The sequence below is a fragment of the Candidatus Methylomirabilis sp. genome (genome assembly GCA_036000645.1).
Lineage (GTDB): Bacteria > Methylomirabilota > Methylomirabilia > Methylomirabilales > JACPAU01 > JACPAU01.
Window position 1 is genome coordinate 1 of the sequence record DASYVA010000177.1, and the last position, 12,525, is coordinate 12,525.

The 12,525-nt window shown below is 71.4% G+C and carries 17 protein-coding genes and 1 tRNA gene; 6 read left to right on the top strand and 12 right to left on the bottom strand.

Going from position 1 to position 12,525, the window contains the following annotated elements; translation table 11 throughout:
- Positions 1 to 166 precede the first annotated feature (166 nt).
- From VGT06_09885 to VGT06_09905, 5 genes are all read left to right on the top strand, one after another.
- Complete coding sequence (locus VGT06_09885) at positions 167 to 307, top strand: hypothetical protein (GenBank protein HEV8663432.1); 141 nt, start codon at positions 167 to 169, stop codon at positions 305 to 307.
- A 43-nt stretch (positions 308 to 350) separates the two neighbouring features.
- A complete protein-coding gene (locus tag VGT06_09890) occupies positions 351 to 515 on the top strand; it encodes a hypothetical protein (protein HEV8663433.1) in 165 nt (54 codons plus the stop codon).
- A 127-nt stretch (positions 516 to 642) separates the two neighbouring features.
- Positions 643 to 1,155 (top strand): hypothetical protein, encoded by a 513-nt coding sequence (locus tag VGT06_09895; GenBank protein HEV8663434.1) that lies wholly within the window; start codon positions 643 to 645, stop codon positions 1,153 to 1,155.
- 21 nt (positions 1,156 to 1,176) lie between these two features.
- Positions 1,177 to 1,485, top strand: coding sequence for a hypothetical protein (locus VGT06_09900; GenBank protein ID HEV8663435.1), 309 nt, complete (start codon positions 1,177 to 1,179; stop codon positions 1,483 to 1,485).
- Between the two features lie 26 nt (positions 1,486 to 1,511).
- The gene (locus tag VGT06_09905) at positions 1,512 to 2,648 is read left to right on the top strand and encodes a tyrosine-type recombinase/integrase (protein ID HEV8663436.1); all 1,137 of its coding nucleotides are present in this window, start codon (positions 1,512 to 1,514) and stop codon (positions 2,646 to 2,648) included.
- Here VGT06_09905 and VGT06_09910 read toward each other — a convergent pair.
- A tRNA-Ala gene (locus VGT06_09910) sits at positions 2,649 to 2,724 on the bottom strand.
- 313 nt (positions 2,725 to 3,037) lie between these two features.
- Between VGT06_09910 and VGT06_09915 the strand changes: the two genes are divergently transcribed.
- Positions 3,038 to 3,268 carry a hypothetical protein gene (locus tag VGT06_09915; protein ID HEV8663437.1) on the top strand — a complete coding sequence of 77 codons (231 nt, stop codon included), beginning with the start codon at positions 3,038 to 3,040 and terminating at the stop codon, positions 3,266 to 3,268.
- Here the strand turns inward: VGT06_09915 and VGT06_09920 are convergent.
- From VGT06_09920 to VGT06_09970, 11 genes are all read right to left on the bottom strand, one after another.
- Positions 3,239 to 3,646, bottom strand: a complete 408-nt coding sequence (locus VGT06_09920) for a hypothetical protein (protein ID HEV8663438.1) — start codon at positions 3,644 to 3,646, stop codon at positions 3,239 to 3,241. The two genes, VGT06_09915 and VGT06_09920, sit on opposite strands and share 30 nt — an antisense overlap.
- A gap of 92 nt (positions 3,647 to 3,738) precedes the next feature.
- Positions 3,739 to 4,074 carry a hypothetical protein gene (locus VGT06_09925; protein HEV8663439.1) on the bottom strand — a complete coding sequence of 112 codons (336 nt, stop codon included), beginning with the start codon at positions 4,072 to 4,074 and terminating at the stop codon, positions 3,739 to 3,741.
- A 115-nt stretch (positions 4,075 to 4,189) separates the two neighbouring features.
- Positions 4,190 to 4,669 carry a response regulator gene (locus VGT06_09930; protein ID HEV8663440.1) on the bottom strand — a complete coding sequence of 160 codons (480 nt, stop codon included), beginning with the start codon at positions 4,667 to 4,669 and terminating at the stop codon, positions 4,190 to 4,192.
- Positions 4,670 to 4,833: 164 nt separating this feature from the next.
- Positions 4,834 to 5,844, bottom strand: a complete 1,011-nt coding sequence (locus VGT06_09935) for a threonine/serine dehydratase (protein HEV8663441.1) — start codon at positions 5,842 to 5,844, stop codon at positions 4,834 to 4,836.
- Positions 5,834 to 6,925 (bottom strand): carbon-nitrogen hydrolase family protein, encoded by a 1,092-nt coding sequence (locus tag VGT06_09940; GenBank protein ID HEV8663442.1) that lies wholly within the window; start codon positions 6,923 to 6,925, stop codon positions 5,834 to 5,836. The genes VGT06_09935 and VGT06_09940 overlap by 11 nt, the downstream gene beginning before the upstream one ends.
- Positions 6,922 to 7,842 (bottom strand): hypothetical protein, encoded by a 921-nt coding sequence (locus VGT06_09945; GenBank protein HEV8663443.1) that lies wholly within the window; start codon positions 7,840 to 7,842, stop codon positions 6,922 to 6,924. Before VGT06_09945 ends, VGT06_09940 begins: the two co-directional genes overlap by 4 nt.
- Positions 7,839 to 8,840, bottom strand: a complete 1,002-nt coding sequence (locus VGT06_09950) for a beta-ketoacyl-ACP synthase III (GenBank protein ID HEV8663444.1) — start codon at positions 8,838 to 8,840, stop codon at positions 7,839 to 7,841. The genes VGT06_09945 and VGT06_09950 overlap by 4 nt, the downstream gene beginning before the upstream one ends.
- Before the next feature lie 26 nt (positions 8,841 to 8,866).
- Entirely contained in the window at positions 8,867 to 9,799 is a 933-nt protein-coding gene (locus VGT06_09955) for a uroporphyrinogen decarboxylase family protein (GenBank protein ID HEV8663445.1), read from the bottom strand.
- Positions 9,799 to 10,935, bottom strand: a complete 1,137-nt coding sequence (thiO, locus tag VGT06_09960; GenBank protein ID HEV8663446.1) for a glycine oxidase ThiO — start codon at positions 10,933 to 10,935, stop codon at positions 9,799 to 9,801. Before thiO ends, VGT06_09955 begins: the two co-directional genes overlap by 1 nt.
- Positions 10,932 to 11,780 (bottom strand): hypothetical protein, encoded by an 849-nt coding sequence (locus tag VGT06_09965; GenBank protein HEV8663447.1) that lies wholly within the window; start codon positions 11,778 to 11,780, stop codon positions 10,932 to 10,934. Before VGT06_09965 ends, thiO begins: the two co-directional genes overlap by 4 nt.
- Before the next feature lie 47 nt (positions 11,781 to 11,827).
- A partial coding sequence (locus tag VGT06_09970; GenBank protein ID HEV8663448.1) for a slipin family protein occupies positions 11,828 to 12,525 on the bottom strand: 698 nt, incomplete at its 5' end.

A 12,525-nucleotide genomic window follows, 5' to 3' on the forward strand; every position in this document is an offset into this window, starting at 1 on the left:
TGCACCCGGGCTCCCGTCGTGCCGTCGCTGAGGCCACCGGGAGCCCCGCCGATCCCGCTTGACACGGACCAAGGCTATCTGGTAGCCTCAGGCTACCTAAGGCGACCGCGAACGGACACCCGCAACCCAGGCGGAGGGGACGAGCATGAGGAAGCCGGCGCCCAGGATGAGGCGGCTGATTCTGCTGCTCCCGGAGGATGTCGGCCGGGCCCTCAAAGCCCGGGCCGCCCTGGAGGGCGTGGCCCCGCGCGACCTGGTGGTCGCCTGGGTGCGATCCTGGACGGAGCGAAAGGAGGGGAGAGGTTAGGAGAGTTCAGCCCGGCGGGGGGGGCCGAGGAAGGAGGCCCCCCATGGAGACCTTCATGCGGGAGGCCCTGCGCCTGTGGCTGCGCGGGGCCAGGATCCCGGAGGTCGTCGAGGTCCTGGAGCTCATCCGGACGGAGCTCGGGACCCGCAACGTGCAGCTGGACTTCACCACGGAGTACCGGATCCCCCCTGGGGGACCGGGAAAGTAAGAGGCGCCGGCCCCGAGCCGCGAAGCACGAAGCCGACGCCTAGCAGGTGACCCACTCACGCGGCCCACCCGCCGGGCCTTTTCTACCACACCCCACGCGCCCCCCGCAACGGGGGGAGGAGGGAGCCATGACCAAGCCCAACGTGGCCAAGGTGGTTGAGGCCGAGAGGTTTGTCCTGCGGGATCCGAGCAGGAGGATCCGCGCCGAGCTGGGCGTGGAGGCGGACGGTACCGTGAGTCTGGACCTACGCGACCAAGAGCGGAAGCTCCGCGCCGTACTGGGCGTGGAGCCAGATGGGACCGTAAGTCTCAGCCTCCGCGACCACGAGGAGAGGAGCCGCACCGTGCTGGGCGTGTGGGCGGACGGTACCGTGAGTCTCGACCTCGCCGACCGAGACGAGAAGGCCGCGGCCACGCTGAGTGTCGAGGATGACGACACCGTGAATCTCGGTCTCTTCGACCGGGACGAGCAGCTCCGCGCAGTGCTAGGGGTCGGGGACGACGGCACGCCGAGTCTGGGCCTCCAAGACCAGGAGGGGAAGGTCCGCGCCAGACTCGTCATGGGGGACAACGGCGCCGTGAGGCTAGACCTGCGCGACCGGGAGGGGCGGGTGACCTGGAGCACACAGAGGAGCCCCTGACGCAGGAGAAGGAGGAGCACCATGCCGAGTGAGATCGTCTGCCCCTTCTGCGGCCACAAGCGGGCCTTCGTAGACCTGGAGGACCTCTTCCCCTTCATCGGGGGCAGGGGAGACGACTTCTACAGGTGCCCCTGTGGTGCGGTCGCCTGCCCGGAGGGTCCCATGATTGGGGGTTTGGACCCCTACGTTACTGGCCTAGAGACCATCCTGTGCAGCTGGGGCCTGGAGACGGAGCGGAGCTCCTGCCAGGTGGACCTGAACTACATCACTCACAAAGGGACGCGCCTTCAGCTCCTATGGGCGAAGCGGCGGCCGCCCCAGTCTTCCTGACGGGCCGGCCGCGAAGGAGGGCCATCATGGGTATCTACAAGCGCGGCAAGACCTGGTGGATTGACTACTACTACCAGGGCGAGCGGGTGCGGGAACGCGTCGGCCCGAACAAGCAGACGGCGGAGGACGCCCTCGATGCCCGCAAAGGGGAGATCGCCCAGGGGCGGTTCAACCTCCAGGCGGCCCGCCCGAGCCCCTTGCTAGAGGACTTCGCCAAGGAGTACCTGGAGTGGGCCCGGCTGCACCACCGGACCGCGGACAACACCGAAGCCTCTCGCCTCCGGATCCTCCTCGCCCACTTCCCGGGCAAGCGCCTCCGCGATCTGACCCCCTGGCTCATCGAGGGGTACAAGCACGAGCGGGCCCGGGCACTCAGGACCCATCCGACCCGGCGGGGCAAGGTGAAGCCCCAGGCCGAGGAGCGGCCCCGGCCACCCATCCGACCCGCCACGGTGAACCGCGAGCTCGCGGTCCTCTCCAGCCTCCTCACCAAGGCTGTAGAGTGGGCGAAGCTGGCCGAGCACCCGATGAAAGGTGGCAAAGTCCGCCGACTCCCGCAGCACAACCTCAAGGAGCGAATCCTCACCCCCGAGGAAGAGACCCGGCTCCTGAAGGCCTCCGGCCCGGAGTTTCAGGACCTCATCTCCCTCGCCCTCGACACAGGGATGCGCCTGGGAGAGCTGGTCGGCCTCACGCCGGCCGGCGTGGACCTCGCCCGGGCCGAGGTGCGCCTCCAGCACACGAAGAACCGGAAGGAGCGCCGGATCCCCCTCACGGCGCGCGCCGTGGGGATCCTCACCGACCGGGCCCGGGGCCGCGCGCCCGACGCGCCCTACTTCCCCTCGCGCCCGGGCAAGCGACCCTGGCGCCTGGCCTCGGCCTTCGGCCGGGCCTGCACCCAGGCGGAGATCACCGGCCTCCGGTTCCACGACCTGCGCCACACTTTCGCCACCCGCCTGATCCAGGCCGGCGTGGATCTCGTCACGGTCCGGGAGCTCCTCGGGCACGGGGATCTCCGGATGACCAGCCGGTACACCCATGCGAGCCGCCAGAGCTGCCGCCAGGCCATCGCCGCCCTGGAGCGGGAGGCGAGCGACAGTCACAAAACGGTCACAACGAGGAAAGGCAGGGGGAAGGCCAGGCAACTAAGTAGCGGATTCTGATGGTGGAGGGTAGGGGATTCGAACCCCCGACCTCCGCGTTGCGAACGCGGCGCTCTCCCAACTGAGCTAACCCCCCGCGGGCTCCCCACTATAGCGGAAGCCCCCAGCCTTGTCGAGAATGGCCACCCTCGCCGAATCGCTGAGCCGCCTCTCGAATCCAATAGTATGAAACCAGGGCAGGGCGGGTTTGCCCGGCGTGGTCCTTGGAGGGGCAAACCACCCGAGGCCCGGGCTGGAAGAGGTCTCCAACTTGTTGATTTTACAGGCTATGAACCCTTTGCGGACTTCACCCACCGGGTGCGCAGCAGCAGCGTAAGTACTGGTGGCATAAGAGTTGCGTTTCTCACGGGTGAACGTGGCGTGCTGGACGGAAGGCGGTCAGAGGAGCCATGTGGTACTACAAGGTGATCGCGGGCATCCTGCTCTTCCCCTGGTCCCTCATCGTCCTGATGGTGCTGGGGTCGGCCAGATACCGCCTCGCCCGCAAGAGCCGGCAGCTCGTCCTCCCCGCCGCCCCTCTCGAGTACACCCCGGCCCTCCCCCTTGCGCTTGCGGAGCCCGCGCCGGCCCTCTCGGCTGATCTCACTGATCTAGAGGTCCCCACTCTTCAAGCCTCCTGATCCCTTCCGGTACGTGAGCTGGATCCGGTAGCGGATCGCGTTGATGCAGGGGCTCCGCTCCTCGCCCTCGGGCCCGCCCACCCACCCCCCGCAGACCAGCAGGCCTTCCCGCTCCTCCTCCCCATCCTGCACCATGAGCTGAAGGATCTGGTCCACCTCGAAGCCGCCCCCGGCGCAGCCGGGCTGCCCGCACCGGATCGTCCCCTGGAAGTATCCCGCCTTGACGCTCATCCGGAGACCCCGACCGACCCCCGTGGGAGCCCTTGAGAGCGCGTGCCCCTGCACCTCCCACTCCACCTGCGCATCCGCGAGCTGCGGAAAGACGCCCGCAAAGGGCTGACCGAACGCCGTCACGGCCCGCTCCTCCCCCTCGGCCATCCGCGCCTTCCTCCACTGTCGCGCTTCGGTGCCCCTCGCCCGCCCCGCAGACGGACCCCGATCCAGGATCCGACCGGCCCGCAAGCGGTCGCCTAGCGCGGGGGCGCCGCGCCAGGGGCCTGCTGGCCCGGGGTCTGCTGGCGGAGCTGCTTCTGCCGGAGGACCTCAGCGAAGGGGAACTGGGGCGCCCGGGGGATGTACCCCAGGTAGAAGTAGTGGGTGTCGGCGTCCCGCGACAGGACCCAGAGATCCCCGGTCGCGGTGTCCAGGAGGTACTCCAGCCCGCCCTGGACCGCGGCCGGGTAGAAGGCGTACCGGCCGCTCCGGGCAGCGTCCTCCGGCCGCGCAAGGGCGGCGGGCGCCTGCTCGGCGAAGGCGGGCGCGGCCAGGGCGCCCAGCAGCAGGAGAGTGAGGGTCGCACGTCGCATCGGCTCGCTCCTTTCCTCCCATTCGCCGGAGAATCTGGGGTACCCGGAAAGACCGCGGCGGCAGGCCGCCGGATCCCGACCGCCTGCCGCCGTCCGCGGCGCGTCCCCCCCCGCGTCAGGGCCGGGGAGGACGGGGGGCCGAATCTGGCTCGCGCCGCTTCGCGAGCGCCGCCTCGACCGTCTTCAGAAAGAGGGACAGAGGGCGCATCGGTTTATGGACGACGAAGTCCGCCCCAGCCGCTTCCCCCCGGGTCTCCACCTCCGCCCCCTTCAGGATGGTGTGGAGGATCACCGGGATGCCCCGGGTGCGGGGATCCGCCTTCAGCCTCTCGCAGACCTCGTAGCCATCCATCACCGGCATCATCACGTCGAGAACGATGACGTCCGGGTTCCGTTCCCGGGCCAGCCGGAGCCCTTCGGACCCCTCGTGCGCGGTCAGGACGCTCAGCCCATTGACGGTGAGGAAGTCCTCCATCATCGCCAGGACCAGCGGCTCATCGTCCACCAGGAGGACCGTCGCCCCGGTCCGCCCCGCCTCCATCTCCGCCATCGCGACCCCCCGCCGCGGCCCGTTGCTCCCTCCGAGCACGGGCATCGCACGCAGGGGAAGGGTGCAAGAACGTGACCAAACGCTGGCGCCCCTCGCGCGCGGCGCCGACCTCGTCCGTCTGCTCTTTGCCCCGCGCCGCTCGCAAAGCGGAGAAACCGGTGGGGCCAAAAACCCCAGGCGGGGAACTCTCCTTCCCCGACTGTCCGGGTCTATCCCGCGCCATCGTGCAGCAGGCGGCGGAGCGCATCGAGGGGGACGTTGCTCCCGCTCAGGATGAGGCACACCGTTTTGCCCGCCAGCTGCTCCCGGAGGCGCACGGCGGCCGCGACGGGTGCCGCCCCGGCTGCCTCCGCCACCTGCCGGGTGGTTTCCAGGAGGAGGACCATCGCCCGGCGGATCTCGGTCTCGCTCACCAGGACCATTTCCTCGGCGTGCTCGAGGATGAGCCCCAGGGTCAGGAGGAACGGTACCCGGGTTTGCAGCCCCTCTGCGAAGGTGTCGGCGTCGGGCGTCTCGATGACCCGGCGGGCCCGCCAGGAGAGGGTGACGGCCGGGGCCCGCTCCGCCTGCACCCCGATGAGCCGGACCGCGGGCTTCAAGGCCTTGGCCACGACCGCGTGGCTGGCCAGGCCGCTCCCACCCCCCACCGGGACCAGGATGGCCTCCACCTGGGGCAGCGCCTCCAGGATCTCCAGGCTGATCGTGCCCACCCCCGCCAGCAGGTCCGGCTCGTTGGCCGGATGGACGTACCGGTAGCCCTTCGTGCGCGCCTCCGCCTCCGCCCACTCCCGGGCCTCGTCAAAGTCCCGCCCGATCTCGACCACCTCGGCCCCGAGGCCGCGCATGGCCTCCACCTTCAAGGGGTTGGCCTCCCGGGGGACCGCGACGATGGCCCGGATGCCGTGGACGTTCGCCGCGTACGCGACCGACTGACCGTGGTTGCCCGTGGAGGCGGTGATCACCCCCGCCTCCCGCTCGGCCGAGCCGAGGCGGGACATCAGGTAGAGGCCCCCGCGGACCTTGAAGGAGCCGATCGGCTGCAGGTTTTCAAGCTTCAGGTATGCCTCGCAGCCCAGGGCGCGGCAGAGACCGGGGAAGCGGACGAGGGGGGTCGGAGCCAGGTGCTCCGCGAGGGCGCGCCGGGCCGCATAGACGTCGGCAAGCGTCGGCGGGGGGAGCGGGAACGGCGTGAACGGCCGGCCCGGCCCCTCAAGCCTCATCCCGGTACCTCACGAGGACCTCCCGCAGGGCACGCCCGAGCGCCTCATCGTGCACCTCCTCCAGCCGGGCGAGCAGGTCCGCCACGAGGTCCCGTCCCGGAGCCGGAGTGGCGGCGGGGCCCGGGTCCAGAAAGCGACCCGCCACCTGGGGCCGGCGGTCCACCGTCAGCTGGAGGACGTCAGGACGCTGGGAGTGCCCCGCCACATCGTGGGTGATCTTCCCGACCACGATCGCGGACAGGTCAAGGTCGGCGGTCAGGATCACCTCCTCGCCCGGCGGGGCCGGCCCTGCCAGGACGTCGCCCCCTGGGCCGTAGATGGCGGCCCCACCCCCGCCGTCCACGATCTCCTTCGCGAGCGCCTCCGTGGGGCAGAGCACCTCAACCATCCGGGCGTCCAGGATACCCGCCGGGGCCAGGACGAAGCAGCGTCCCTCGAAGGCCGCCGCGCGACTCCGGATCGCGGCTCCTGCCCGGCTGGCCTGGTTGACCCGGAACGGATAGGCGGGCCAGGCGGCCGCGTGGATCGCCTCACCCTGGATCGTCAGCGCGTACCGGGCCAGCGGATTGCCGTTCTCGCCGCAGATCAGTCCGCCGAGCGGTCCGTGGGGGGTCTCATAGACAGAGAGGCCGCGGCCGTCCCCTGCGGCGTGGACCAGCTTCTCGGCATAGGTCGGCATCAACTTCCGTTGGACGCCGGCGAGCGTTCCATCGGGCCGCAGGAAGAGCAAGCTGTTGTAGAGGGTCCCGAGTCGCCCCGGCTCCCGTTCGGTCACCCCCATCACGACCCAGGCGCCTGCCTGCCTCGCCGCCCGCCCCAGCGCCTCCGTGGCCGCACCCCCGACTTCCACGGCGGCCGCGACCAGGCGGGCCGTGAAGCGGGCGCTCTCGGCCGGAGTGTAGAGGTGAATCCAGTGAGGGAACCCCGGCAGGAACGACTCCGGGAACGCGACGACTTCCGCTCCCCGCGCGGCCGCCTCGCCGATGAGCCGGCAGGCCTTCTCCACGGTGGCCTCCCGGTCCAGGAAGACCGGAGCCGCCTGGATGGCGGCGGCGCGGCAGCCCCGAGTGGGCACGCTCATCGCCTTCCTCCCCTGCTATCGAGCATCTCCACGCCACGGCGGCTCAGCAGCAGGTTGGGAGGCAGCCCCGGGACGCCAATCCCGCGGAGGAGCCGGCCCCGGGCCTCGAGCCGCCCCAGGGCCGCCTCCAGCTCCCCGGGGGCCGGCCGGAGCAGGCGGGTCAGTTCCCGCGGCGTGGTCCAGAGGAGCGCGTCCAGGAGGCGGCCTGCGAGCTGCACCAGCGCCTCGGCGGGGGCGATCCGCTCGGCCGCCGCGGCCGCCCGGCCGTACCGGGCCTCGAAGAGGTCCCACCGGTACGCGAAGGACGGCTCGTACCGCTCCTCCGTCTTCACGGCCCAGAGCCCCTGCTGCAGCTCGGCGATCGCCCGCTCGAAGGCCGGAGTCTCCCGCGGGTGCGCCAGCCCCGCCGCCCGCCGCAGGTCCGGCGTGTACAGCGGATGCTCGGCGTGCAGGGCCTCCAGGATCGCGTGCGCGGCGCGGGACATCCGCCCGCTCAAGTAGGCCACCCGATGCCACGCCGGCGCCTCCCGCCTGAACCAGGCGACGCAGGCCGGCAGGTCCCGCAGGGCCACCAGGGTCGGCTTTCCCAGGAGGAGCTTCCCGTAGTACACCTTCCGGCGCGCCGGCAGGACGTCCTTGAGGTGCCAGGCGAGGCCGATCCCGGGGTCGTGGTGCGTGTGCCTCGGCCAGCGGGGGTCCCGCCGGCCGCAGACTGTCGCCCACAGGAACGGGAGCCCCGTCCCGAAGTTATCAAAGAGAAAGGCGAACCCCACTCCCTCCACGAAGGCCAGGGCTGACCGCTCGCCCCGGACTCGTCGGGCTGGCGTCACCCGGTGCAACCGGTCTCGCGCCGCCGTGAGGGCCCGCCGGGTCGGCCGGGGGGCCGACTCGCGTTTCCCGAGGCGGATCCCCCTCACATCCGGACCAGGCCTGCCCCCCAGATGAGGCCGCCGCCGAAGGCGGCCAGGAGGGCGACATCCCCGGCGCGCAGCCGCCCCTGGCGCACGGCGGCGTCGAGGGTCAGGGGGAGGCTGGCCCCCCCGCAGTTGCCGGTGGAATCAATGGTCACGATCACCCGGTCCATGGGGAGCGCGAGCCGGGCCGCGACCGCCTTGATGATCCGCAGATTGGCCTGGTGGGGGACCAGCAGGGCCACCGCCTCCAGGGGGAGCCCCGCCTCCTCCAGCACCTCCCGGCACGCCTCCACCAGTCGCCGCACGGAGGATCGGTAGAGCTGGTTCCCGCGCATCCGGATCGCGTGCGCGCCGGTCTCCACCGTGCGGGCGGTGATCGGGGCCACCCGCGACCCCCCGCCGGGGAGGAGAAGCCGGTCCGCCTGGTGCCCGTCGGCGTGCAGGGTGAGGGCGAGGAGAGCGGCCCCGGGCCCCGGCCCGGCCTCCAGGACCGCCGCCGCCGCGCCATCGCCCCAGAGGAAGCAGTTCTCCCGGTCGCCCCAGTCCACGTAGCGGGTCACGACTTCGGTCGCCACCACCAGGGCGCGCCGGGCGGCCCCGGAGCGCAGGTACTGCTGGGCGACCGAGAGCCCGACCAGGAACCCGGCGGACGACGCGGACACGTCAAACGGGAGCGCCCGTGCCGCCCCGAGCCGCGCCTGGATCCAGCACGCAGTGGACGGGCAGAGGGTATCGGGCGTGGTCGTGGCCACGACCAGCAAGTCCAGCTCCCCCGGAGGGCAGCCCGCCTCCTCCAGGGCCCGGCCGGCTGCCACGAACCCCAGGTCCGAGGCGGCCTCCTCCTTCCCCGCGACCCGCCGCTCCCGGACGCCGCTCCGGACCAGGATCCACTCCTCGGTCAGGCCGGTGCGGGCCTGAAGCTCCGCGTTCGTCAGGATCGTCTCGGGGAGGTAGGCGCCGGTCCCGGTGATCCGGATGGGCGTCCCCGCGCCGCGCTCCATGGACATCCCTTCCTCGCCGGGCCCGGCTAGAGCCGGGCCGATTGCGCCGCCTCCCGCAGGGCGTGCAGGTTGAAGGGGGGGGTGTCGGAGGGGACGGCGCAGCCGGGCCCCAGGATGAGGCCCCGTCCCGCCGCCTCCCGGACCGCCTGGGCCACCTGCGCCCGGATGGCCCGAGGTCGGACGCTGCTGGTGCTGACCTCGTCCAACCCGCCCAGGAGACACTTGCCCGTGAGCTGGCGGGCCGCGGCTAGCGTGGGTTGCGTGTGCCAGTGCGACCAGTTGACAGCCTGCACCGGGTAATCCAGGCAGGCGGTAAACATCAGCTTGGCCCCATGCAGGTGGAGCACATTGAAGGGGAGATCCCGCGCCGCCTCCAGGACGGTCAGATCGAAGGGCCGCCCGAAGCGGGCGTACTCCTCCTCCCCCATGAACTCGTAGGAGGCACCCCCCACCGAGAGGAAAATCCCGGCGATCCCCCGCGCCGCCGCCGCCCGGACGTAGGCGGCACAGGTCTCCGCGATGGCCGTGAGCCCCTGGAGGAGGTCCTCGGGATGCCGGCGCATGTCGGCGAGGAGCCCCTCCTGGCCGCGGAGGCGGCGGGCGGTCGTCCAGGGGCTGAAGACCGTGTCCACGAAGAGTGCCTCTCCCCGCAGCCCCTCCCCGATCGCCGCCAGGGCCGCGAGCTGCTCGCGGAAGGCCGAGTGATCTCCGGGCAGCGGGATCAGCCGCCGCCACTCCTCAGGGCGGCTCACCTCGGTCATGTCCTCCGGAAGGGGGAAGGGATAGTCGTGCATCACCTTCAGAAAGTCCGGGTCATAGTGCCGGTAGAAGGCGAGCTCCGCCTCGGCCAGCGCCCGGCCCGGGAGGTGCTGCAGGCCGAAGTGGTACCAGGCGCTGAAGGGGGGATGGTCCACCGGCGCCGAGGCGATTGCCGCCAGCACCCGCTCCGGCTTGCGCATCAGCGCGCCTCCGGCCCGCGCGGGACGAGCTCCCGGTCCACCCGGAACGGCGCGAGGGGGGTGCTCGTCCGGCCGTCCACGACGAGCTCCCGCAGGAGCTGCGCCGTGATCGGGGCCAGGAGGATCCCGTTCCGGTGATGGCCGGTGGCCACGAGGAGCTCTTCCATCTCGGGCACCGGCCCGAGGAGCGGGAGCTCATCGCTGGTGTACGGCCTGAGGCCCGCCCACGCCCGCAGGAGCGGCGCCCCCGCCAGGGCCGGGTAGAGCGCCTGCGCGCCGGCCAGGATCCCCTGAAGCCCCCCGACGGTCACCCGCTTGTCGAACCCGGCAAACTCGACCGTGGTCCCCAGAACCACCTCCCCGCCGGGGCGCGGCACCAGGTAAGCCAGGTGGGAGTACAGGATGTGGCGCGGCCCCCCCTGGAGGAGGCCGGCCATGCAGAGCTGACCCTTCACGGGCAGGACCGGAACCGGGAGGCCCAGCAAGGCGGCGATCTGGGCGGACCAGGGACCGGCCGCGAGGACGTACCGGCCGGCGCTCACGGTGCGGTCGAGGTTCTTGACGCCGACGATGCGCTTCCGGTCCCGGACGAAGCCCGTGACCGGCGCCCCCTCCCAGATCTCGGCGCCGCGGCGCGCCGCGGCCAGGGCGAACGCCCGGGTGAAGGTGCCGCTGGTCACCTGGCGATCGCCGGGGATGAAGAGGGCACCCCGGACAGCCGGGTGGATCCCCGGCTCGGCCTTCCGGACCTCCTCCGCCCCCCACCACTCCACGGGGAGGCCCTGCCCCCGCTGCCAGGCGAAGCGCGTCCGCGCCTCGGTCTCCTCGTCCTCGTCCAGGCAGGGGTAGAGGGTCCCGTCCTGGCCGTATCCCACGTCGAGCCCTGTCTCCTCCCGCAGGGCGGCCGTGAGGGCCGGGAAGAGCTCCCGGCTCTGGAGCCCCAGGGTGAGGAAGGGGCCGACCTCGGATGCCTCGGCCTGCGGCGCCAGCATCCCGGCCGCTTCGCCCGAGGCCTCGCAGGCGATCTGCCCCCGCTCCAGGAGCAGGACGCGAAGCCCGGCGGTCGCGAGGGCGTAGGCGGCGGCGCACCCGATGACCCCGCCGCCGATGATGGCCACGTCGGTGGTCTTGATCACCGCGCCGCCCCGCGTCCCGGCCCGGCCTCGGCCTGTCTCGAGGCCCGCCGGGCCAAGAGGACCGCGAGATTGTACATCAGGTAGCACTCGACGGCAAAGGGCCCGAACCCGAGGTACCCCGCCACCGGCATTTCAAAGATCTTCCACTCGGCCGTGATGGGGACGGTGTAGTGCCACTTGGCCGTGGCCCAGAAGTTCCAGAACTCCCAGAGGACCCCGCAGATGGTTCCGCCCGCAAACCAGCACCCGAAGGTCTGGACCTTCCCCTCCCGGAGGTCCGCCAGGAAGGAGGGGCCTCCCAGCCAGCGGTTCAGGGGATCGCAGAAGAAGATGAACCCCGCCCAGACCAGGCCGAACAGGTAGGGGGAGGGGAAGAGGATCGGGTAGAGCAGCAGCGCGACGCCGAGCCCAAGCAGGCCGGCCTCGGTCCGGCGCGAGAGGGCGACCGGGCGGATGCGCCAGGTGGCGAAGGCGTCGTGGGCCTCGAGGAGGTCCGCCGTCACGCGGAGGGCCGGGACGATCGTGCCGAATGCCCAGGCGAAGCCGAGGAGGCGGAGCGGCTGCGGGAGGGGCAGGTCCACGTAGTACCAGTTCTTCAGGAGGAGGTTATAGCCCTCGAAGATGAGCCAGGAGCCGATGGAGAAGGGGAGGAGGAGGGGCAGCTCGCGCCGGCCCGTCGTGAGGAGCGACCTCCCCCGCTTGGCGAACACCCAGCCGTCGGCGAACAGGATGTACCCGGTCCAGACGATGGGGGTGAAGTACGTCCCGATCACGGGGACGCCGCCGAAGAGGAGAACCTCCGCGGTGAGGATGACGCCGAGGCCTATCCAGCCGTATGCGGGCACGGCGCACCGGGCGGCGCGGCGCAGGCGGGACCCCCCTCCGGCCGCGACTAGCCCTTGGCGGGGCGGCCCTCGCCCGGGCGCGCCGCCATGAAGCTCGCCAGGAGGTCAATCGGGAGGGGGAAGATGATGGTGGAGTTCTTTTCGGTCCCGATCTCCGTCAGGGTCTGGAGGTAGCGGAGCTGGATCGTGATGGGCTCGGTGGCGATGACATGGGCCGCCTGGGCCAGCTTCTCGGAGGCCTGGAGCTCCCCTTCGGCGTGGATGATCTTCGCCCGCTTCTCCCGCTCCGCCTCCGCCTGCCGGGCCATGGCCCGCTGCATCTCCGCCGGCAGGTCCACGTGCTTGACCTCCACCGCGGTCACCTTCACCCCCCACGGGTCCGTGTGCTCATCGATGATCCGCTGGAGCTGCTGGTTGATCTGGTCCCGCTGGGCCAGCAGCTCGTCCAGCTCCGACTGGCCCAGGACGCTCCGAAGGGTCGTCTGGGAGATCTGAGAGGTGGCGTAGAGGTAGTCCTCCACGTTGAGGACCGCCTTCTCCGGGTGGACCACATTGAAGAAAATCACCGCGTTTACCTTGGCCGAGACGTTGTCCTTGGTGATCACGTCCTGAGCCGGGACATCCATGGCCACCGTCCGCAGGCTCACCCGGATGAGCTTGTCAATCACCGGAATCAGGAGGATCAGGCCGGTCCCCCCCTTCCCGTAGATCGGCTTGCGAACCCGGCCGAGGCGGAGAACGACGG

Coding starts and splice junctions, on each gene's coding strand:
- VGT06_09930 (HEV8663440.1), bottom strand. CDS start 4,669: ATGCCCGTGCTCGGAGGGAGCAACGGGCCGCGGCGGGGGGTCGCGATG.
- VGT06_09895 (HEV8663434.1), top strand. CDS start 643: ATGACCAAGCCCAACGTGGCCAAGGTGGTTGAGGCCGAGAGGTTTGTC.
- VGT06_09925 (HEV8663439.1), bottom strand. CDS start 4,074: ATGCGACGTGCGACCCTCACTCTCCTGCTGCTGGGCGCCCTGGCCGCG.
- VGT06_09890 (HEV8663433.1), top strand. CDS start 351: ATGGAGACCTTCATGCGGGAGGCCCTGCGCCTGTGGCTGCGCGGGGCC.
- VGT06_09905 (HEV8663436.1), top strand. CDS start 1,512: ATGGGTATCTACAAGCGCGGCAAGACCTGGTGGATTGACTACTACTAC.
- VGT06_09885 (HEV8663432.1), top strand. CDS start 167: ATGAGGCGGCTGATTCTGCTGCTCCCGGAGGATGTCGGCCGGGCCCTC.
- VGT06_09900 (HEV8663435.1), top strand. CDS start 1,177: ATGCCGAGTGAGATCGTCTGCCCCTTCTGCGGCCACAAGCGGGCCTTC.
- VGT06_09935 (HEV8663441.1), bottom strand. CDS start 5,844: ATGAGGCTTGAGGGGCCGGGCCGGCCGTTCACGCCGTTCCCGCTCCCC.
- VGT06_09920 (HEV8663438.1), bottom strand. CDS start 3,646: ATGGCCGAGGGGGAGGAGCGGGCCGTGACGGCGTTCGGTCAGCCCTTT.
- VGT06_09955 (HEV8663445.1), bottom strand. CDS start 9,799: ATGCGCAAGCCGGAGCGGGTGCTGGCGGCAATCGCCTCGGCGCCGGTG.
- VGT06_09915 (HEV8663437.1), top strand. CDS start 3,038: ATGTGGTACTACAAGGTGATCGCGGGCATCCTGCTCTTCCCCTGGTCC.
- VGT06_09940 (HEV8663442.1), bottom strand. CDS start 6,925: ATGAGCGTGCCCACTCGGGGCTGCCGCGCCGCCGCCATCCAGGCGGCT.
- VGT06_09950 (HEV8663444.1), bottom strand. CDS start 8,840: ATGGAGCGCGGCGCGGGGACGCCCATCCGGATCACCGGGACCGGCGCC.